19 protein-coding genes are annotated in these 20,463 nt (G+C 74.5%); 9 read left to right on the top strand and 10 right to left on the bottom strand.

Annotated features, from left to right (window positions below; genetic code table 11):
• Positions 1–5 precede the first annotated feature (5 nt).
• The gene (locus D1J60_RS27955) at positions 6–767 is read left to right on the top strand and encodes a sirohydrochlorin chelatase (protein ID WP_125822955.1); all 762 of its coding nucleotides are present in this window, start codon (positions 6–8) and stop codon (positions 765–767) included.
• 43 nt (positions 768–810) lie between these two features.
• On the opposite strand, the gene D1J60_RS27950 is transcribed toward D1J60_RS27955, so the two are convergent.
• The gene (locus D1J60_RS27950) at positions 811–1,812 is read right to left on the bottom strand and encodes a 2-dehydropantoate 2-reductase N-terminal domain-containing protein (protein ID WP_125822954.1); all 1,002 of its coding nucleotides are present in this window, start codon (positions 1,810–1,812) and stop codon (positions 811–813) included.
• A gap of 44 nt (positions 1,813–1,856) precedes the next feature.
• On the opposite strand from D1J60_RS27950, the gene D1J60_RS27945 reads away from it, so the two are divergent.
• Positions 1,857–2,708, top strand: a complete 852-nt coding sequence (locus D1J60_RS27945; protein ID WP_125822953.1) for an aldo/keto reductase — start codon at positions 1,857–1,859, stop codon at positions 2,706–2,708.
• 12 nt (positions 2,709–2,720) lie between these two features.
• Here D1J60_RS27945 and D1J60_RS27940 read toward each other — a convergent pair whose 3' ends face one another.
• The gene (locus tag D1J60_RS27940; RefSeq protein ID WP_125822952.1) at positions 2,721–3,284 is read right to left on the bottom strand and encodes a DUF1697 domain-containing protein; all 564 of its coding nucleotides are present in this window, start codon (positions 3,282–3,284) and stop codon (positions 2,721–2,723) included.
• A 20-nt stretch (positions 3,285–3,304) separates the two neighbouring features.
• Positions 3,305–4,516, bottom strand: a complete 1,212-nt coding sequence (gene mgt, locus D1J60_RS27935; protein ID WP_125822951.1) for a macrolide-inactivating glycosyltransferase — start codon at positions 4,514–4,516, stop codon at positions 3,305–3,307.
• A 179-nt stretch (positions 4,517–4,695) separates the two neighbouring features.
• On the opposite strand from mgt, the gene D1J60_RS27930 reads away from it, so the two are divergent.
• Complete coding sequence (locus D1J60_RS27930; protein WP_125822950.1) at positions 4,696–5,559, top strand: aminoglycoside phosphotransferase family protein; 864 nt, start codon at positions 4,696–4,698, stop codon at positions 5,557–5,559.
• A 143-nt stretch (positions 5,560–5,702) separates the two neighbouring features.
• Here D1J60_RS27930 and D1J60_RS27925 read toward each other — a convergent pair whose 3' ends face one another.
• Together D1J60_RS27925 and D1J60_RS27920 are read right to left on the bottom strand one after the other, a co-directional pair.
• Positions 5,703–6,428, bottom strand: coding sequence for an exonuclease domain-containing protein (locus D1J60_RS27925; protein ID WP_125822949.1), 726 nt, complete (start codon positions 6,426–6,428; stop codon positions 5,703–5,705).
• 129 nt (positions 6,429–6,557) lie between these two features.
• Positions 6,558–7,841, bottom strand: coding sequence for an SAV2148 family HEPN domain-containing protein (locus D1J60_RS27920; RefSeq protein WP_125822948.1), 1,284 nt, complete (start codon positions 7,839–7,841; stop codon positions 6,558–6,560).
• A 318-nt stretch (positions 7,842–8,159) separates the two neighbouring features.
• Between D1J60_RS27920 and glgX the strand changes: the two genes are divergently transcribed.
• Positions 8,160–10,274, top strand: a complete 2,115-nt coding sequence (gene glgX / locus D1J60_RS27915; RefSeq protein WP_125822947.1) for a glycogen debranching protein GlgX — start codon at positions 8,160–8,162, stop codon at positions 10,272–10,274.
• Here glgX and D1J60_RS27910 read toward each other — a convergent pair.
• Complete coding sequence (locus D1J60_RS27910; RefSeq protein ID WP_125822946.1) at positions 10,259–11,611, bottom strand: MFS transporter; 1,353 nt, start codon at positions 11,609–11,611, stop codon at positions 10,259–10,261. The genes glgX and D1J60_RS27910 overlap by 16 nt on opposite strands.
• An 82-nt stretch (positions 11,612–11,693) precedes the next feature.
• On the opposite strand from D1J60_RS27910, the gene treY reads away from it, so the two are divergent.
• Positions 11,694–13,961, top strand: a complete 2,268-nt coding sequence (gene treY, locus D1J60_RS27905) for a malto-oligosyltrehalose synthase (protein WP_125822945.1) — start codon at positions 11,694–11,696, stop codon at positions 13,959–13,961.
• A gap of 192 nt (positions 13,962–14,153) precedes the next feature.
• On the opposite strand, the gene D1J60_RS27900 is transcribed toward treY, so the two are convergent.
• The 3 genes from D1J60_RS27900 to D1J60_RS27890 all read right to left on the bottom strand — a co-directional run bounded on the left by D1J60_RS27900 (position 14,154) and on the right by D1J60_RS27890 (position 16,410).
• Positions 14,154–15,227, bottom strand: coding sequence for a serine hydrolase domain-containing protein (locus D1J60_RS27900; RefSeq protein ID WP_206436583.1), 1,074 nt, complete (start codon positions 15,225–15,227; stop codon positions 14,154–14,156).
• Between the two features lie 157 nt (positions 15,228–15,384).
• Positions 15,385–15,834, bottom strand: a complete 450-nt coding sequence (locus D1J60_RS27895; RefSeq protein ID WP_125822943.1) for an RICIN domain-containing protein — start codon at positions 15,832–15,834, stop codon at positions 15,385–15,387.
• 15 nt (positions 15,835–15,849) lie between these two features.
• Positions 15,850–16,410: a hypothetical protein gene (locus tag D1J60_RS27890; protein WP_125822942.1), complete on the bottom strand. Its 561-nt coding sequence runs from the start codon at positions 16,408–16,410 to the stop codon at positions 15,850–15,852.
• Positions 16,411–16,613: 203 nt separating this feature from the next.
• On the opposite strand from D1J60_RS27890, the gene D1J60_RS27885 reads away from it, so the two are divergent.
• The 4 genes from D1J60_RS27885 (at position 16,614) to D1J60_RS27865 (ending at position 20,007) form a co-directional block, all read left to right on the top strand.
• Complete coding sequence (locus D1J60_RS27885) at positions 16,614–17,399, top strand: RICIN domain-containing protein (RefSeq protein ID WP_125822941.1); 786 nt, start codon at positions 16,614–16,616, stop codon at positions 17,397–17,399.
• A gap of 43 nt (positions 17,400–17,442) precedes the next feature.
• Positions 17,443–17,853, top strand: coding sequence for a hypothetical protein (locus D1J60_RS27880; RefSeq protein WP_125822940.1), 411 nt, complete (start codon positions 17,443–17,445; stop codon positions 17,851–17,853).
• Between the two features lie 50 nt (positions 17,854–17,903).
• On the top strand, positions 17,904–18,254 hold the full coding sequence (locus D1J60_RS27875; RefSeq protein WP_125822939.1) for a hypothetical protein: 351 nt from the start codon (positions 17,904–17,906) through the stop codon (positions 18,252–18,254).
• 529 nt (positions 18,255–18,783) lie between these two features.
• Entirely contained in the window at positions 18,784–20,007 is a 1,224-nt protein-coding gene (locus D1J60_RS27865) for a M14 family zinc carboxypeptidase (protein WP_125822938.1), read from the top strand.
• On the opposite strand, the gene D1J60_RS27860 is transcribed toward D1J60_RS27865, so the two are convergent.
• Positions 19,989–20,447, bottom strand: coding sequence for a GNAT family N-acetyltransferase (locus D1J60_RS27860; protein WP_306463798.1), 459 nt, complete (start codon positions 20,445–20,447; stop codon positions 19,989–19,991). The two genes, D1J60_RS27865 and D1J60_RS27860, sit on opposite strands and share 19 nt — an antisense overlap.
• Between the last annotated feature and the right edge of the window lie 16 nt (positions 20,448–20,463).

The raw sequence follows: 20,463 nt of genomic DNA, 5'->3' as shown, positions 1-20,463 counted from the left end.
ACCCGATGTCCCGCGCACTTCTGGTCATCGCCCACGGCAGCCGCGATCCGCGGCACGCGGCGACCGTGCACGCCCTCGTCGGGCGGGCCCGGTCGCTGCGGCCGGGGCTCCGGGTGGAGACGGCCTTCCTGGACTTCAACGGCCCGACCGTCTCCCAGTCCCTGGCCTCCCTCTACCTGTCGGGCGTCCGCGAGGTCGTGGCCCTGCCCCTGCTCCTGACCCGGGCCTTCCACGCGAAGGCCGACGTCCCGGCCGTCCTGGCGGAGTCGGCCGTCCGGCTCCCCGACCTCTCGGTCCGGGTCGCGGACGTCCTGGGCCCGCACCCCCTGCTGGTGGCCTCCCTGGAGCGCCGCCTCGCCGAGGCCGGCCTCGGCCTCACCCCGGCGGACCGCGCGACGACCGGTGTCGTCCTCGCGTCCGCCGGTTCCACCGACCCGGAGGCGATCGCGGTGATCGCTGAAATCGCGCGGGAGTGGCGGCACACCGGTTGGTGCGCCGTGCGGCCCGCGTTCGCCTCCGCCGCCCTTCCCCGCACGGAGGACGCCGTACGCGCCCTGCGCGCGGAGGGCGTCCGCCGCGTGGCGGTCGCCCCGTACGTCATCGCCCCGGGCTTCCTGCCCGACCGCATCTCGGCGGGCGCCGAGGCCGCGGGCGCGGACGTGATCGCGCCCGTCCTGGGCGCCACCGTCGAGCTGGCCCGCCTCCTGCTGCACCGCTACGACACCGCGGCCCCGGCCGGCGCCCCGCACCGGGCCCTGACGGCCTGAGGGCCCGAGGTGCCGCCCCCGTCGCCGGGGGCGGCGGGCCCCGTCAGCCGCGGGCCGCGGCCTCGTCGGCCAGGGAGGTCAGGTCGGCGATGGACATCGCCCCCGGCGGGAGGCCTTCCCGGGCGAAGATGTTCGCCGCGTGGCGCAGGACGTCGTTGACCGGGGTGGGCACGCCGGTCAGGCGCCCCAGCAGGGAGATCTCACCGTTGAGGTAGTCGGCCTCCACCGAGCCCGTGCCGCGGGCCAGGCTCTGCCAGGAGGAGCCGCCGCGGACGCCCGCGGGCTGGTCGACCTTGCCGTCGCGGGCCGCCGCCTGCTCGGCCTCGGTGACGTAGCCGATGCCCGCCGCGTCGAAGGCGGCTCTGCCCTCCCGGACGGCGCGCAGCAGCAGGGCGGCCTTGGCCGGGTCCGGCTCGGGGCCGGTGGTCGCCTGGACGGCGTTGCCCAGGTTCCCGAGCAGCTTCGCGTACTTCCACCGCATCACGTCCTCGACGACGGGCGCCTCGAAGCCCGCCCCGCCGAGGTCGGCGGCGATCGCCCGGATCCGCGCGTCCGACCCGCCGGCGGCCCGCCCGAGGTGCAGGATCCCGGTGAGCGGGGAGCACAGGGCCGAGACCACTCCCGGCTCCAGGAAGGTGGCGGGGAGCCAGACGCAGACCCCGTACACCCGGGAGAAGCGGCGGAGCGCGAGCCGTTCGCTCTCCACGCCGTTCTGCGCGCACAGCAGCGGCAGCCGCTGCGCGGCCGTGCCGCCGCCGGCGACCTCCGCGTCGCCCCACGCGTCCAGGGCCGCGATGGCGTCCTGCGTCTTCACCGTGAGCAGCAGGACGTCGTCCGGCCGTAGCTCGCCCAGTTCCGGCGGGCCGGTGACCACGGGGAGCCGGTGCACGCGGGTGCCGTCGGCGGTGGTGAGCCGCAGCCCGTCGGCCTTGAGCGCCTCGGCGTGCGCGCCGCGCGCGACGAGGACGACCTCCCGGCCCGTCTCGGCGAGGCGTCCGCCGATGGTCGCGCCGATCGCTCCGGCGCCGATGATGATGTACCGCATGCCCCGAGCCTGACACACCCGCAGCGCCCGGCTACGTTCGGGCCATGACGAATCCGACGTTCCTTCTCGGCGGGGACCTGCCCGTCCGCCGTATCGGTCTCGGCACGGGCGGACTGGTCGGCGCCGGCTACTGGGGGCCGCGCGGCAGCCGCGCCGAGGCCCGGGCGCTGCTGCGGGCCGCGGTGGAGCGGGGCGTGACCCTGATCGACACCGCCGACAACTACGGGCCCGGGCTGGCCGAGGAGTTGGTCGCCGAAGCCCTGCACCCGTACGGGGAGCGGCTGGTGGTCGCAACCAAGGGCGGGGTGGTGCGCACCGGCCCGGACGAGTGGCACGTGGCGGGCCGGCCGCAGGAGTTGCGGCGGATGTGCGAGGCGAGCCTGCGGCGGCTGCGGCTGGAGCGGATCGACCTGTACCAGCTGCACCGCTTCGACCCGGCGGTGCCGGTGGCCGAACAGCTGGGCGCGCTGGCGGAGTTGCGGGCGGAGGGGAAGATCCGGCACATCGGTCTGGACACCGTGACGGTGGAGCAGCTGCTCCTGGCGGTGGAGTCGGTGCCGGTCGCCGCGGTGCAGAACCCGTTCAACCTGCGGGACCGGTCCTCCGCCGACGTGCTGGCGCTGTGCGAGGCGCGCGGGATCGCCTTCCTGCCGTACTACCCGCTCGGCAGCGGGGCCCTGACGCGTGCGGGTGCGACCGCCGTAGCGGAGGTGGCCGGGGCGCACGGGGCGACCCGGGGGCAGGTGGCGCTGGCGTGGCTGCTGCACCGCTCGCCGGTGCTGTGCCCGACGCCGGGCACCGGCTCCCCGGTGCACCTGGCGGAGAACCTGGACGCGGCGGCGCTGTCCCTGTCCGACGGCGACCTGGCGCTGCTCGACGGGGTGGGGGCCGGGTAGGGCGTCCCGTGCTCAGGGGCGGGTCAGCTCCACGAGCTTGACGACGGTGTTCCAGTTGCGGGTGGTGACGTCCAGGCCCTTGACGACGGCGGGCCGGGCGAGGGCCTCGCCCAGTCTGGAGCGGCCGAGGCCGTCCGGGGCGTAGAGGTAGAGGACGCGGTCCCCCAGCCGGTACTCCTCCGGGAGGTACGCGGCGCCGTCGAGCGCGGCGAAGCGCTCGGGGCCGGGCTGCTCGGAGAAGAAGGTGGCGTGGAGCTGCCTGCCCTCCAGTTCGTCCGCCGGGAAGGGGCAGGCCGCGACGACGGCCGCGAGGTGGTCCCCGTCGACGACGAGGCAGGGCACGCGGAAGCCGAAGCGGGCCTCGATGGCCGCCTCCAGGCCCCGGGCGAGGGCGGTGGTGTCGGTCTCCGCGCTGCTGAAGACGGCGTTGCCGCTCTGCAGGTACGTCTGCGCGTCGCGGTGGCCGAGGCCCTCCAGGACGGAGCGCAGCTCGGCCATCGGGACCTTCTTGTTCCCGCCGACGTTGATGCCGCGCAGGAGGGCGGCGTACTTCTTCGTGCCCGTCGTCTTCGTCATGGCCGCACCCTAGGCGGTGGCTATGACAGTGCGGCCTCGATGAGGTCGGCGGCCTGCCGCGTTCCGCCTTCGGCGGCCATGCCGGCGCGGACGGCTTCCGCGCGGGCGGCGACCTCGGGGTCGGCGAGCAGGCCGAGGACGGCCTCGCGCAGGGTGGCGGCGTCGGCGTCCTCGGTGTCGACGCGGCGGGCGACGCCGAGGGCGGTGAGCATGTCGGCGTTGCCGAACTGGTCGACGGCCTGCGGTACGGCGACCATCGGGGTGGCGGTGGCCAGGCCCTCCTGGCTGCCGCCGGCGCCGGCGTGGGTGATGAAGGCGTCGGCCTGGCGCAGGATGTCCAGCTGGGGGACCCAGCGGTGGACCTCGATGTTGGCGGGGACCTCGCCCAGTTCGGCCTCGTCGGTGAACCTGCCGATCTGCAGGACCACGTGCCAGTCGGGGAGGCCGCCGAAGGCCTCGACGCAGGCGCGGTAGAAGGCGGGCTGGTGGGTGAAGGCGGAGCCGAGGGAGACGAGGAGGACCTTCTTCCCCTCGGCGGAGGCGGGCCGCTCCCAGGTGCCCTGGGTGGCGCTGCGGTCGCCCTGGCAGGCGCCGACGAAGGTGTGGACGGACTCGTCGACCCGGTCGGCGTGCGGCTGGAGGGCGCGCGGGATCAGGACGATGCTGCGCGTCGGCCGGCCGACGAAGTGGTCGGGGTCCTCGTCGATGCCGTTCTCGTCGAGCCAGGCGCGGAAGCGCGCGTAGTAGGCCCGCCCGCGCTCGGAGGCGCGCAGTTGCGCGGTCATCGGGGCGCCGACCTCCTCCTCGTAGCCGGTCCAGGCGACCAGGTTCGGGGAGAGGGAGATCTGGGGGACGCCCCAGCGGCGGGCGAGGACGCGTGCCGGGTAGGCGGTGATGTCGTGGATGACGAGGTCGGGTTCGTCGCCCTCGAAGGCGTCGGCGAGCTGCGGGAGCGCCTGGACCGCGTCGTTCAGGAAGGGTTCGAGGTTGTCGACGAGTTCGGTGCCCCATCCCTCGGGCTCGTCCTCGGTGGGCAGGACGGACGTCCAGACCACCGGGGTGGCACCGGTTTCGGCGACCCTCTCGGCGAAGGAGGCGGGGATGGCGTAGCTGACGCGGTGTCCCCTGGCGACGAGCTCCCGGATGACCTCGATGCTCGGGTTGACGTGCCCGGGGGCGGCGATGGAGAACATGGCGATGTGTGCGGGTTTGGCCGTGGCTGCTGGAATCATGACCCGACCATAACGAGACGAGACGTCTCGTGCAACGGAAAAGGCGCCGCCCGGGCCGTCCCGCCCGAAAACCGACGCACTGGCCGATTCCCGCCCCACCCGGCCCTCCCGGGCCCGCAATGCGAGACTGGGCGGACTCACGGTGATCACGACGATCCGGCGAAGGACGAGACGAACGCATGGACGAGGCGCGGGCCAGGGACGTACTGGCGGAGGCGGGATTCGCGGGCACCGGGGCGGACCGCCCCGAGCTGCTCGCCTTCGGCGAGAACGCCGTCTTCGCGGCCGGCGGCCTGGTGGTCAAGGTGGGCCGCGAGGCGGCCCTGCTGGAACGGGCCGAACGGGAACTCGCGGTGGCGGGCTGGCTCGCGGAGGCCGGGATCCCGGCGGTCCGGGCCGCCGAACCGGCGCCCCGGCTGGTCGGCGGGCACCCGCTGACGGTCTGGCACCGGCTCCCGGCCCCCCTGCGCCCGGCCGGCCCCGAGGACCTCGCGGCGCTGCTGCGGCCGCTGCACGCGCTGCCCGCGCCCCCCTTCGCACTGCCCGCGCGGGACCTGCTGGGCGGGGTCGAGCGATGGCTCCGGCTGGCCGGCGACGCCGTCGACCCCGAGGACGCGGCGTACCTGCGCGCCCGGCGCGACGCCTACGCGGGCGAGGTCGCCGCGCTCACCCCGCACCTGACCCCCGGCCCCGTCCACGGCGACGCCCTGCCGCGCAACGTGCACGTGGGCCCGGACGGACCGGTGCTGGTGGACCTGGAGACCGTCTCCTCGGACCTGCGCGAACACGACCTGGTGGTCATGGCCCTGTCCCGCGACCGGTACGGGATGCCCGCCGCCGCGTACGGGGCCTTCACGGCGGCGTACGGCTGGGACGTCCGGGAGTGGGAGGGCTGCGCGGTCCTGCGCGGCGCCCGCGAGACGGCGAGCTGCGCCTGGGTCGCCCAGCACGCCCCCGCCAACCCGCAGGCCCTCGCCGAGTTCCGCCGCCGCGTGGCCTCCCTCCGCGAAGGCGACACGGAAACCCGCTGGCACCCCTTCTAGGGTCTTCGGATCAGGCCGGGGCACGGGCTGCCGGGTGGCCGGGTCGGGCGGATCTCGCGGTGCGCGGCGCGCACTCCCGGCGCGGCCGGCGGCCCACCCGCCGGGCGGCGGGCGCCACGTCGCGGACACCCCCGGGGGCCGCGTCAGGCCGGGGCCGGGAGGAGGCCGCGCAGGGGCCAGGCCGTGTCGATCACCGCGTCCGGGCTGCCCTGGCGGCGCAGGTAGGACTGGAAGTCACGGGCCCAGCGGGCGTGCCAGCCGCCCTGACGGTCATGCAGCTCCGCCGGGCTGAGTGCCGCCACCTCGGGGTGCCGGGCGGCTATGGCCCGGGCCACCTGAACCGCCGCCAGCGCATCGGCCCCCGCGTCGTGCGCCGCGTCGAGGGTGACCCCGTACACCCCGCACACCGCCTCCAGCGTCCGCTTGCCGCGCCGGAAGCGGTCCACGGCCCGGTCTATCGTCAGCGGGTCCACGACCGGCCCGGTCTCGGGCCCGCCCAGCCGGTCGGCGAACGAGGGCAGCCCGTACCGGGCCAGCTCGGCCGAGAGCAGCGTCAGGTCGAAGGCCGCGTTGTAGGCGACGACCACCGCGCCGCCGCGCCAGTGCTCCACCAGTGCCGCCGCGACCTCCTCGGCGACCTCCGCCGCCGGACGGCCCTCGGCGACGGCCCGCTCCGTGCTGATCCCGTGGATCGCCGCGGCCTCCTGCGGGATCGGTGTCCCCGGATCCGCGAGCCAGCCGCGCCTCGCCCGTACCTCGCCGCCCCGCACCTCGACCACCGCGGCCGTCACGATCCGGGACTCCCCCGGCTCCGTACCGGTCGTCTCCAGGTCGAACCCGACCAGCGCTCCCCCGTGCCACGCCTCCATGACGCGCCCCTCCCCCGTGTTTCCGGTCAACGCGTTTCAGCCTGCCACGCGCCACTGACACCCGGCCGGGGCACCCCCCGGGCGCCGGCCCGGACCCCACCTGGTAAGCCCGGGGTCACGGGCCCACCCTCACGACACCGGCCGCGAGTCCTCCCAGACCGACTCGAACTCCTCCCGGTACGTCTGGAACAGCCCGTGGTCGGCGTCCTTCGGGACGCCCCGGCCGCCCCCGCGCAGCACCAGCACGGGCGCCTCCATCCCCCGGGCCCGCCTCAGGTACGACTGGACCACCGCGATGCCCGAGGACTGCCCCTCCACCAGGTAGGCGGTGAAGCGCGGGGTCTCGTCGAAGACGTGGATGTCGAAGCGCGACGGGTCCTTCAGGCCCGCCCGCACCCGGCGCACGTGCAGGATGTTCATCTCCACCGACCGGCTCAGCTCGCCCTTGCGCAGCCCCAGCTCCCGCTCGCGCCGCTTGACCGCGCTGCTCGCCGGGTTCAGGAACAGCAGCCGCACCCGGCAGCCCGCCTCCGTCAGCCGGACGAGCCTGCGCCCCGAGAAGTTCTGCACCAGCAGGTTGAGGCCTATGCCGATGGCGTCGAGCCGCCGCGCGCCCCCGAACAGGTCCTCCGCCGGCAGCTGCCGCTGCAGCCGCACCCGGTCCGGGTGGACCGAGATGACGTCCGCGTACCGGTCCCCCACCAGGTCCTCGACGGCGTCGATCGGCAGCCGGTCCGCCGAGGGGCTGCCCGAGCCGGCGCCCAGCACCTCCAGCAGCCGCGCCGAGGCGCGCTCCGCCTGCTCCAGCACCGCCCGTGACAGCGCCCGGTTGCGGGAGACCACGTTCCGGGTGACCTCCAGCTCGTCGAGCGCCAGCTCGATCTCGCGCCGGTCGTCGAAGTACGGCTCGAAGCACGGCCAGTGCTGGACCATCAGCTCCCGCAGCTGCGGCAGCGTCAGGAAGCTCAGCACGTTGTCGTCGGCCGGGTCGAGGAGGTAGCCCTTGCGCCGGCTGACCTCGCGCACGGCCACGGCCCGCTGCACCCACTCCTGCCCGGCGGGGCCCGCCGCGGCGACGACCCAGTCGTCACCGCCGTGCACCGGCTCGTAGACCGGCCGCAGGACGGCGCCGACCACCGACCGCAGCCGCTGCTCGATGAGATTCAGCCAGATGTACGCACGGCCCGCGCGCTGGGCCCGGGTACGGACCTCGCTCCACGCGTCCGCGCCCCAGTCCAGCTCGGCCCCGGCCCGCGCGTCCCCGGTCGCCTGCGGGGCCAGTGACACCGCCGCCCCGGCCGCCGCCGCGCCCGGCACGCCGCCGGCCGTACCCGCCGGACCGCCCGCGGCGTCCACCGGGCCACCCTCGTGACCGCTGTCACCAGGGGGCAGCTCCAGACCTCCCGAGCTCACCCGTGCACCGCCTTCTGCGTCTGGACGCCCGTCTCCAGTGATCACGGAAGGGTACTCCGCGCACGCGGCCCGACGCAGCCCGAAGCCGTCCCCAGTGACCTCAGGTCCCCTGGTCCGGCTGTCCGTTGACCCATTATGTGATGCCCGGACAGTCCGTTGACCCTCATATCAGCTCTCCGGTTCACCCATCGGCAGCATTCCAAGTCCACGCGTGGGGACCCTCTTTCGGGGAAGATCTGGCAGAGACGTCATCCGTGCCCGGTCCAGCCGGATCGCGGACCGGACCGAGCCGGACCAGGATGGGAAGAGTCGTTAGCCATGCAAGTCTGGCCGGGGCAGGCGTATCCGCTGGGCGCCACGTACGACGGCGCGGGCACCAACTTCGCCGTCTACTCCGAGGTGGCCCGGCGCATCGAGCTGTGTCTGCTGCACGACGACGGCTCGGAGACGGCCGTCGAGCTGCGCGAGACGGACGCCTTCGTGCGCCACGCCTACCTGCCGGGGATCATGCCCGGCCAGCGGTACGGGTTCCGCGTGCACGGCCCGTACGAGCCCGAGCGCGGGCAGCGCTGCAACGCGGCGAAGATGCTGCTGGACCCGTACGCGCGGGCCATCAGCGGGAAGGTGTCCTGGGGCGAGGAGGTGTACGGCTACCACTTCGGCCGGCCGGACTCCCGCAACGACCTGGACTCGGCCCCGCACACGATGAGTTCGGTCGTGGTGAACCCCTACTTCGACTGGGCCAACGACCGGCCGCCGCGCCACGAGTACCACCACACGGTGCTGTACGAGGCGCACGTGAAGGGCCTGACCATGCGCCACCCCGACCTCCCGGAGGAGCTGCGGGGCACCTACGGGGCGCTCGCGCACCCGGCGGTGATCGGGCACCTGGCGAAGCTCGGGGTGACGGCGCTGGAGCTGATGCCGGTGCACCAGTACGTCAACGACCACCGCCTCGTGAACGACGGTCTCAGCAACTACTGGGGCTACAACACCATCGGCTTCTTCGCCCCGCACAACGGCTACGCCTCCGGGGACCGGGGCCAGCAGGTGCTGGAGTTCAAGTCGGCGGTGCGGGCGCTGCACGAGGCCGGGATCGAGGTGATCCTGGACGTGGTCTACAACCACACCGCCGAGGGCAACCACCTGGGCCCGACACTGTCCTTCCGGGGCCTCGACAACGCCTCCTACTACCGGCTCGCGGACGACCCCCGGCACTACATGGACACCACGGGTACCGGGAACTCGCTGCTGATGCGCTCCCCGCACGTCCTCCAGCTGATCATGGACTCGCTGCGGTACTGGGTGACCGAGATGCACGTGGACGGCTTCCGCTTCGACCTCGCGGCCACCCTGGCCCGGCAGTTCCACGAGGTGGACCGGCTGTCCTCGTTCTTCGACCTGGTGCAGCAGGACCCGGTGGTCAGCCAGGTGAAGCTGATCGCGGAGCCCTGGGACCTGGGCGAGGGCGGCTACCAGGTGGGGAACTTCCCGCCGCTGTGGACCGAGTGGAACGGCAAGTACCGGGACACCGTACGGGACTTGTGGCGCGGCCAGCCGCGCACCCTCGCGGAGTTCGCGGGACGGCTGACGGGCTCCTCCGACCTCTACCAGGACGACGGGCGACGGCCCCTGGCCTCGATCAACTTCACCACCTGCCACGACGGCTTCACCCTGAACGACCTGGTCTCGTACAACGAGAAGCACAACGAGGCCAACCGGGAGGGCAACCGGGACGGCGAGACCCACAACCGGTCCTGGAACTGCGGGGTCGAGGGCCCCACCGAGGACCCGGAGGTCCGGGAGCTGCGCGCGCGGCAGATGCGGAACTTCACCGCGACCCTGATGCTGTCGCAGGGCGTGCCGATGCTCAGCCACGGCGACGAGTTCGGCCGCACCCAGGAGGGCAACAACAACGCCTACTGCCAGGACAACGAACTGTCCTGGGTGGCCTGGCCGGAGCCCGGCAAGCCCCCGCCCTCGCTGCTGGAGTTCACCCGGCGGATGGTGTGGCTGCGCCGCGACCACCCGGTGTTCCGGCGGCGCCGGTTCTTCCACGGCCGGCCGGTGGAGGGCACGCACGACGAACTCTCCGACATCGCCTGGTTCACCCCGCACGGCGAGGAGATGCGGGCGCGGGACTGGCAGGCGCAGCACGCGCGGGCACTGACCGTGTTCCTCAACGGGGAGGCGATCTCCGAGCCGGGCACGCGCGGGGAGCGGATCACCGACGACTCGTTCCTGCTGATGTTCAACGCGGGCGCCGAACCGCAGGACTTCACCGTCCCGGCCGGCCACGGGGCGCACTGGCGGATGGTCGTGGACACGGCGCGGGCGGAGGTACTGCCACCCGGCACCGGGCCGCAGTACGCGGCCGGGGACCGGGTGGCGCTGACGGGACGGTGCCTGGTGGTGCTTCAGCGGCCGGCGTAGCCGGTCCCGGAGCCGGCCGCCGAGTCCTCGGGGGAGGCCGTGCGCTGGGCCGGGATGAACAGCTTGGGAGCGTCCCGGGCCGGGTCCCGGTCGGGGGCCTGGTCCTGGGCCTGGTCCGGGTCCTGGGACCGGGTCCGGGCGGACGGCACCCGGGTGACGAGGGCGATGGCCAGACACAGCGCGGCCGCGCCCACCGCGACGGCGAAGGCCCCGGCGGGCCCGTACGACTCTGCGAGGCGGCCGGAGACGGCCAGGGCGGCGGCCTGCCCGGCCACCAGGGAGCTGGCGGCGAAGGCCATGGCCTCGGCGAGCCGGGCGGGCTCCACCACCCGCTCCGTGAGCGCGAACGCGGTGATCAGGTGAGGGGCGTACGCGGCGCCGAGGACGGTGACGACCAGGTACAGCGGCCACAGGGTCTGCGTGAACAGCAGCGGCACCGAGAGGACCAGCGCGGCGCCGGTGGCCACCCGCCAGCGCAGCCGCAGTCCGAAGCGGGCGGGCAGCGCGCCGAGCGCGAGGCCGACGGCGGCGCTGACGACCCCCATGGCGGCGTACACGACGCCGGCCTGGCCCGGGACGCCCAACTGCGCGGTGAGCGAGGCGATTCCCGCCTGACAGGCGCCGAACATGGCGCCCTGGAGGGCGAGGGAGCCGCGTACGGCGTGCACCACGCGGGGCTGCCGGGCACGCCGGGCTCCGGGGGCGCGCCGCGGTGCGGGGGTCCCGGCGGTGACGGCGGCGGTCGGGTGCAGGGCGTACGCGGTGCCGAAGACGGCCACCAGGGCGGCGGCGCCGCCGAGGGCGACGGCCGGGTGCGCGAGGAGCGCGGCGAGGCCGACGAGGGCCGGGCCGAAGACGAACGAGACCTCGTCGAGGGTGCCTTCGAGCGAGTGCACGGCGCCGACGGTCCTCTCGTCGGCCTTCGCACGGTGCGCGAGCGCGACGGAGCGGGTGCGGGCGAGCGGCCCGATCAGCGGTACGGAGGCCCCCGTGACGGCGCCGATCGCGGCGAGCGGGGCGGTCGCGAGGCCGCCGAGGGCGCCGGCGACGAGGGCGCCGGTGGCGAGGGCGTTGACGGCCGCCGCGGTGAGGACGACGGGCCGCTGCCCGTGGCGGTCGGCGAGCCGGCCGAGGAGGGGCCCGAAGACCACCTGGCCGGCGGAGAGGGTGCCTCCCACGATTCCGGCGGTGGCGAGCGAACCGCTGGTCTCGGCGACCAGCAGGACGCTCCCGAACTGGGACATCGCGACGGGCAGTCGGGCGAAGAAGGAGACGAGCGGGAGTAGGGGCCCGGTCAGGGCGATGACGTGACGATAGGTACTGACGGTTCCAACCACCTGATCGACACTAACGCGGCGCAGTCACCCGGATGCATTGGGTAATGGCACGGAATCGCGCGGGCTGGGTACGTACGTTCTCATGAGCCTGGAGTATTCAATCAGCCGATCGGAATCCGGTGTTCGGACGCCGGACACTCCGTCGTCCACTTACCGTCTCCAGCTGGGCCCGCGCTTCACCTTCGCGGCGGCCGAGGCAGCCGTACCGTACCTCTCCTCGCTCGGCGTGTCACACCTGCACCTGTCGCCCGTGCTGGAGGCGGTGCCGGGCTCGGAGCACGGGTACGACGTCACCGACCACACGAGGGTGCGGGCCGAGCTGGGCGGCGAGCGGGGGCTGCGCGCGCTCGCGGCGGCCGCCCGGGCCCACGGGCTCGGGCTGGTCCTGGACATCGTCCCGAACCACATGGCGGTACCGGCGCCGCTGCGGCTCAACCGGCCCCTGTGGGAGGTGCTGCGGGAGGGGCCGCACTCGCCGTACGCGCGGTGGTTCGACATCGACTGGGAGGGCGGCGGGGGGCAGGTCCTGCTGCCGGTGCTGGGCGGGGAGGACGAGGCGCGGGAGGGCGAGGTGGACCACGGGGCGGGGGTGCTCCGGTACGGGTCCCACGAGTTCCCGCTGCGCGCGGGCACCGCCTCGCTGCCGATGCCGGAGCTGCTGGCCGCGCAGTGGTACCGGGCCGCGTGGTGGCGCGAGGCCCGGACCGGGCTCAACTACCGCCGCTTCTTCACCATCTCCGACCTGATCGGGGTGCGGGTGGAGGACCCCTCCGTGTTCGCCGCGACCCACGCCAAGGTGCTGCAGCTGGTGCGGGACGGGGTGGTGTCCGGCCTGCGGATCGACCACGTCGACGGGCTGGCGGATCCGGAGCAGTACCTGCGCCGGCTGCGCGCCGCGACCGGGGACGCCTGCTGGGTGGTCGTGGAGAAGATCCTGGCCCGTCCGGAGCGGCTGCCGTCGTCCTGGCCGGTGGCCGGCACCACCGGGTACGACGCGCTGCACCGGATCGACGGGGTGTTCACCGACCCGGCGGGGGCGGCCCGGCTGGCCCGCGCGTACGGGGAGTCCGGCGGCGGCCCCGCCTCGTGGGAGGAGACCGCCGCGGCCGCGGCGCGGGAGGTGCTGACCGTCGACCTCGCCGCCGAGCTGGCCCTGCTGGAACGCTGGGCCGGGCCGGAACTGGCCGACGGCGTGCGCGAGTTGCTGATCGCCTTCCCGGTGTACCGGACGTACCCGGGCGGGCCGGGGCCGTCGGCCGAGACCCTGGAGCGGGCCGCCGGGCGGGCGGGGGCGCGGGCGGTGGACGGCGTACGGGCGCTGCTGCTGCGGGACCCCGCCTTCGCGGCGCGGTTCGCCCAGACCTCGGCGGCCCTGCGCGCCAAGTCCCTGGAGGACCGGGCCTTCTACCGGTGGGCGCCCCTCCTGTCGGCCACCGAGGTGGGCGGGGAGCCCGGGGACCCGGCGGTGTCGGCCGCCGGGTTCCACGCGTACTGCGCGGAGCTGGAGCGGGACTGGCCCGCCTCGGGGACGGTGCTGTCCACGCACGACACGAAGCGCAGCGCGGACGTACGGGCCCGGATCGCGGTGCTCTCCCAGGCCCCGGAGGCGATGGGGGCGCCGGTCGTGCCGCCGGGGGCGGATCCCCGGATGGCGTGGACGGCCCGGCAGAGCGCGCTGGGGCTGGGCGCGGCGCCCGAGCGGGAGTCCCGGCTGGCGGCCGCCCTGCTGAAGGCCGCGCGGGAGGCGGGGGTGCACACCTCCTGGACCGACCCCGACGAGGAGTACGAGGCGCGGATCGCGGACCTGGTGCCCCGGGACGCGGTGGAGCTCCCGCCGGAACTGGCGCGGGCGGCCCGCGCCAACGTGCTGGGGATGACCCTGCTGCACCTGGCGATGCCGGGGGTGCCGGAGGTGTACCAGGGCGCCGAGTACGAGTACAGGGCGCTGGTCGACCCCGACAACCGCCGCCCCGTCGAGTTCCCCCGGGAGGCGCTGGCCGCCCTGGACGCGGGCGCCGTCCCGGCGGACCTCGCGCGGGAGAAGCTCGCGCTGACGGCCGCCCTGCTGCGGCTGCGCCGCGACCGGCCCGGGCTGTTCACCGGTTACGCCCCCCTGGCGGCCCGGGGCCCGGCGGCCGGCCACTGCCTGGCCTTCGCCCGCCCGCCCGGCCTCATCGCGGTGGCCACCCGCCTCTCCCACCGCCTGGCGGCGGCGGGCGGCTGGCGCGACACCGCCCTGGACCTGCCCGCGGGGCGGTGGGCGGCGGCGGGGGGCACGGTCCACGAGGGGCGGGTGGCCCTGGCGCAGCTGCTGGCGGCGCAGCCGGTGGCGGTGCTGGTGCGGGGGTAGGGGCTCGCGGCGCGGGCCCGCTGTCTCCCCCTCGAGGGGTGGGGGCGGGTCGGCAGCTGCCCACCCGCCGCCCTGTCCGCGGGCCGGTGGTGTGGGCTGCCGGTGTTCCGGCCGGACATCAGATCGCTACGCGCTCCCGCCGGCTCGGCGGCCGGCCGCCGTCCGGGGCTGACATCCGCACGGGGACGGTGGTCAGGCGCTTCGGCAGAGGGCGGTGTCCACGAGGGCTTCGACGTGTTTCGTGGTCGCGCCGTCGGTGGGGTCGACGGTCACCGTGACGTTGGCGGCGCGGCCGTCCTCGGTGACTCCTCCGCGGGTCTCGTAGCCCGTGATGTCACCGCCGTGGCCCCAGTAGAGACCACCGCACGACAGGGGCCGGCTCATCAGGCCCAGGCCGTAGCCGGCGCCGGAGTCGCCGAGGGGGATGGTGGTGCGCATCTGGGCGAGCTGGGCGGGCCGGAGGAGGTCGCCGGCCAGGAGCGCGGTGAAGAACCGGTTCAGGTCGGAGTTCGTGGAGATCATCTGGCCCGCGGCCCAGGCCGCGGAGGGGTCGATGTCCGTGACGTCGCGCAGCGGGGCGCCCGGCGAGTCCTGGTGGTGGCCCCTGGGGTGGGGCTCCCGGATGGTCGTGTCGCCGGCGGCCGGGAAGTAGGTGTGGCGCAGTCCGAGGGGCCGGATGACACGCCTGTCGATCTCCTCGGCGAGGGGGCGTCCGGTGACCTTCTGCACGATCAGGCCGGCCACGACGTAGTTCGTGTTGCTGTAGGCCCAGCTGGTGCCCGGGGGGAAGGCGGCCTTGTGCCGGAGGGCGATGTCGAGGACGTCGCGGGGTTCGAAGTAGCGGCGCCGGAGGATGGCGTCGCTGACGTCCTCCTCGTAGTCGGGCAGTCCGCTGGTGTGCTGGAGGAGTTGGCGGACCGTGATCCCTTCGCCCGGTACGAGTCCCGGGAGGTAGGTGTCGACCGTGGTGTCGAGGCCGATCCTTCCCTCGCCGACCAGCTGGAGCACGACCACGGCGGTGAAGGTCTTGGTGTTGCTTCCGATGCGCACCTGTCCGTCCTCGGCGCCCGCGGTGTAGGTGCGGGTGCGGCCGTCGCGGTCCGTCACGGTGGCGAGCGCGCCCGGGAGGTGGTCGGTCCGGACGAGGGCGCTGAGGCCTTGCCGGACCGTGTCGGGGCGGGGGGCGGCCGTCGCGGACGGGGCCAGCAGGGCGGTGACCGCGGCGGCCGCGGCCGTCACCCGCAGGAAGGTCCTTCGTCGGGGCATGGGGCAACTCCTGGGCAATGGTGGGGAGATCGGTGATGTGCCCAGCATTTCCGGGGTCGGCCCTCCCGGGCGATCCGGCTGTCCGCATGGCGGGGGTGGGGGTATCCCCCGACGGTGGAGGGCCTGACCTCCCTCGGGAGGGCAGGCCCGGGGGTGGTCAGTGCCAGGTCTGGTAGGGGCTCTTCTGGGCGTGGGTGCCGCACGGGAAGGTGCGCAGGTGGTGCTGGGGGCTGTCGTCCAGGCACAGGCCGGTCGCCTGGTTCCTGAACTCGACGGCTCCGTCCGGGTAGCGGTGGACGATCCAGCTCTCGTCCTTGGCCTTGTCACACGGCTGTGCCGAGGCGGTGCCGCGCGGGTGGTCGGTGAGGCAGAGGCCGGTCTTGCGGTTCCTCAGCTCGCGGGTGCCGTCGGCCCACTGGTGGACGTTCCACTTCTGGTGGTCGTTGCCCAGGCAGGTGTACGTGCGGACACCGGCGTCGCTGTCGTCGAGGCAGGCGGAGGTGGCGGCGTTGCGGAAGGTCTGGACGCTGTCGAGGGAGCCGGCCTCCGTGGCGGTGGCCGTGAGCAGCGTGGTGGCGAGCAGGACGGTGGGCAGGATGGTGCTCATGCTTGTGCTCCTCGGTCAGTTGGTGATGTTGACGGGGCGGTAGGCGTGGTAGCCGTCGCGGCCGTTCACGCCGTAGGAGTGCTGCTTCCACCGCGTGCCGACGCCGCCCGCCTGCTCGTAGGACTTGTAGGCGGTGTGCGCGCCGTTGGCCCAGCCGTCGAAGATGACGACGTGGCGGAAGTCGGCGCTGTCGCTGTCGGCCTTGATGACCAGGTCGCCGGGGGCGAGGTCCTTCATCGCGATGCGGCGGGTGAAGCCGTCCTTCTTGAGGGAGACGGTGTTGGGGCCGGGCTTGCGCAGACCGAGGGTCATGGAGACGTAGCCCGAGCAGTCCTGCCGGTAGCCGTCCTTCCAGTGCTTCTTCTGGCTGTAGGGCACCGGGCGGCCGTTGTTGGCGGTCAGCCAGGTCTTGGCCCGGGCGATGACCTCCGCCCGGCTGACGCGCGGCGCGGCCTCGGCGGGGGCCTGGACGGTGGTGGCCGCCGGGGCGGTGGGCGCGGTCAGGGCGAGGGAGCCCAGGGAGAGGATGGTGGTCAACGCGGCCGTGGCCACGCGGCGGGTGAGGTTCACGGACATGCCCGTTCTCCGTTTTCTGGCAGGGGAAATGCGCCGGTCGGGCGCTGATGAGGGTTCGCCGCTCACTCGACTGGGAGCCGGCTGGTGCCGAGTCTGCGGGGGTCCGGCGGGGCCTGGCAACGGTGTCCCGTTTGCTTCGCCCGAGTCGGGATCCCTAACCTTCTGACCTGCTGGGACATGACCATCCCGGGACAGGGGCGAACATGGCGGACGTCGACGGGCGCAGCCCGGGGCAGCAACTGGGTGGTGCGCTGAGGGCTCTGCAGCAGCGGTCCGGCCGTACGCTGCGCTCCCTGGAGTCCGAGGTGATGATCAGCGACTCCTCGCTCTCGCGCTACCTGCGCGGCAGCACCGTCCCTCCGTGGAACACCGTCCGGGACCTGTGCCGGGCGCTGGGTGCCGATCCGGCGGAGTACCGCGCCCTGTGGGAGGCGGCCGACCGCAGCCAGCCCGCCCCGCCGCCCCCACCGCCGGCTCCGGCCGCCCCGTGGTGGCGGGCCCGCTGGACGTGGCCAGCCGGAGCAGCCCTGGCCGGCCTCCTCCTGGGCGCCGGACTGTGCCGAATGTTCCTGGCTCCGCCGGAACCAACTCCGGCGGAGCCCCGTGCGGGGGCCGCGGCCGCATCGAACGACATGATCCGCAACTTCGTCAACCGCTCCACGGGCAGTTGCCTGGACCACAGCCTCGACCAGGGCCTGCGCTCCTTCCCGCCCAACGGCATGAGCTACCAGCGCTGGACCTTCCACCCCCTCCCGGACGGCACCGGCACGCTCAGGAACCACGCCACGGGCGCCTGCCTGCAGGGCGACGACACGGGCCTCACCGCCCGCGCGTGCGGCAAGTCCACGTCCCAGAAGTGGAAGGTCACCGCGTGGGCCGACGCGTCGGTGGAGGTCAGGAGCGCCGGCACCGGCCAGTGTCTGGACGACGGCCCCGGCGGCCTGCGCGCACGCCCCTGCGACCGCTCGGACCGCCAGAAGTGGGGCTGACTTCAGCCTTGTCCGATCCCGTCCGCTCACCAAGGGTGGACGGGTGCTGGGACTACTGCTCGAACTCGTCGGTGGGGCAGTGCTGTCGTGGGCCGACGAACGCCGCAGGGCCCGGGAACGGGAGAGCTCGGCCGCCCGGGGGGAGCGGGTCGGCTTCCCCGCCTGCGTCCTGGGCGACCGCTCGTACTGCCGCAACCAGTCCCTGGTCCACCTCTGGGTCACCGGCCCGACGCTGCACGTGACGCCCACGGAGTTCCCGGAACTCCACCCCAGCCGGATCCCGGCCCTGCGCCTCGTCAGGGTCCGGCACAGGGACCGGCACACCGACTCCCGGCTCGTGCAGTTCACCTGGGGAGTGGCCGAGTGCCGTGACGGGGACAGGACCGTCCTGATCGGCTGCTCTCCGGACTCCATGCAACTGCTGCGGTCCGCCTTGGCGGGGGCCGACGGCTGAGGGTGTCCGGAAACCGATCGCGCCTCAGCGGACTTCGTTAGGTTCGTTGCATGCCTTCTACACTTCTGATCGGTTATGAACCCCAGGCGATCCCCGGCATCGACGGATCGGCCCTCCAGGCAGCCCTCGACGCGGAGATGGTCCGGTTCGGGGAGCACGGCATCGACGCCGCCATGGAGCTGGTCGTCCACGACGAGCAGGTCGAATCCACCCTCGTCGCCGCACTCACGAGGAAGCCGTGGGACGTGGTGATCGTCGGCGGCGGCATCCGCAAGTCCGAGCACCTGCTGCCGCTGTTCGAGCTCATCGTGAACCTGATCCCCCGCCACGCCCCGCAGGCCGCCATCGCGTTCAACTCGACGGTGGGGGAACTCCTGGAAGCGGCCCAGCGACGCCTGTAATCCCACCGCCGACGTCCCCGTGCGGATGTCAGCCCCGGACGGCGGCCGGCCGCCGAGCCGGCGGGAGCGCGGAGCGATCTGATGCGCCCGGGCGCTCCGCGGGTGGCTCTGTTCAACCTCTCGTGCGGGTTGCCGCGCCTCTGGCCCGGATCCGCACGCCCCGGTCCCCCGGATGCCCGGCGGGCCGGCGCCAGGCCCCGCCCGCGCTCCCTGACGGACCCGCCCTCCCCCTTCCTCCCCCGGTGACCGTTCCTTCGGGGGCTTCCCGGCAGTCTTTCGGCGTTCCGGGGCGGGCCGGTCGGTCAAGGGTCGCCGAAGGCGATCACGAAGTGACGCGACCGAAGGGAGCGCCCTTGAGGGACCGGCCCGACCCGGAAGGACGATGGGACTGACGGGAAACCCCCGAACCGGCTGTGAAACCGCCCGGCCGGAACACCGGCAGCCCACACCACCGGCCCGCCCACCGGCGGCACACACATTCGACCCCCGTGGAGCAGTAGCGGCCCGGTGTGGCGGGCATGGGCACCATGTGACCCTCCTCCCTGACATGCGCTACCCCACCCCGCACGAACTCGCCCTGGCCGGCCGGGCGCTCGCGGACGAGCACCCCGGGCGGGTGCGGATGCGGCAGGCCGGTGTCTCCCGGGGCGGGAGGCCGCTCTGGCTGCTCTCCGTCGACGGTCAGCGCGGCGGGCCCGGGGAGGTGCTCGTCGTCGCCGGGGCCCATGCCAACGAGCCCGTCGGCGGGGCGACCGCGCTGGACCTCGCCCGGCGGGTGGTCGGGGCCGGGGGCGGCGGGGCGGGCTGGCACTTCCTGCTCTGCGCCGACCCCGACGGCGCCGCCCTGCACCGCACGCCGCGCCCGCACTCGCTGCTGGACTACCACCGCGGCTTCTACCGCCCGCCCGGGCCGGAGCAGCCCGAGTGGGCGCCCGCCCTGCTCCCCCCGGACCGACTCCCGCCCGAGACGCGCACCCTGACCGGGCTCCTGGACGAACTCCGGCCCGCCCTGCAGGTCTCCCTGCACGGTACGGACCTCGGCGGGTCCTGGGTGCAGCTGACGCGTGACGTGCCCGGGCTCGCCGAGCCCTTCGGGAAGTCGGCCGCCGAGCTGCGGATCCCGGTGGAGACCGGGGCCTCCGACGCCGGGGGCTGGGGCTCCCCCGGGCCCGGGATCTTCGTGATGCCGCGGGACGGGAGCGAGGACACCCGGCGCAGCACCTGGTGCCACCGCCCCCGCGGGACCACCGCGATCGTGGAGGTGCCCATGTGGGCCTCCGACCTGGTGGACGACCCGGCCCCGCACCCCGACCCGCGGGGCACCCTGCGGGTGCTGGCGCAGCGGCTGACCGGTGAGGCGGCGCGGGTGGCGGGGCTGCGGGAGGGGATCCCGGGCGACGGGCCCGGCGCGGCCGCGCTGCTGCGGGCGGTGGACTGGACGCTCGGGCTCATCCCCGACGTCGCCGCCGCGTGGACGGCACCCGGGGTGCCGACCGGGGCCACCACCGCCTCCCTCGGCAGCCTCGACGCCTTCGGGCGGCGCCTGACGCTGCGCGCGGCGGCGATGCTGCTGCGCGTACTGCGGTGCCAGGCCCATCCGGCGGCGCCCGGCCTGGACCGTCTGGTGACGGGGTGGTGCGAGGAGTTCTCGGCCCGCTTCCGGGCGCGCTGGGTGCCGGTGGCCACGCAGGTGGAGCACCAGTCCCGGACGGTCCTGGCCGCGTACCACGCTCTTCAGACCGGCCAGGCGTAGCGGCGCTTGGGGCGGCCGGTGGCGCCGAGGCGGTCGTAGAAGCGGATCGCGCCCTCGTTCCAGTCGGGGGTCTGCCACTCGACGTGTTCGAGGCCGAGCTCGCGGGCGAGGGCGGCCACGGCGTCCATCAGGGCGGCCCCGAGACCGTGGCCCCTGGCGTCCTCGGCGAGGTAGAGGCAGTCCATGTGGAGGTGGTGGCGGGCGTCCCAGAACGCGAACTCCTCGGAGCAGGCGGCGTATCCGGCCACCGTGCCGTCGGGCGTCTCGGCGAGCAGCACCCACAGCCGGGCGCCCTCGGCGAACAGCCGGGGGCCGAGGCGGTCCGCCAGGCCGGCCGGCCGGGCGGCGGACTTCTCGTACGCGACGTGCTCGTGGATGAGCTCGGTGAGGCGCGGGAGGTCTTCGGGTCGGGCGGGGCGAACGATGCCGGTGTGATCCATGAGGAGCATCCTGCCG

Source organism: Streptomyces sp. W1SF4, assembly GCF_003950035.1.
GTDB lineage: Bacteria > Actinomycetota > Actinomycetes > Streptomycetales > Streptomycetaceae > Streptomyces > Streptomyces racemochromogenes.
The sequence above is the reverse complement of the archived record's forward strand: the minus strand, read 5'-3'. Positions and strand labels throughout refer to the sequence as shown.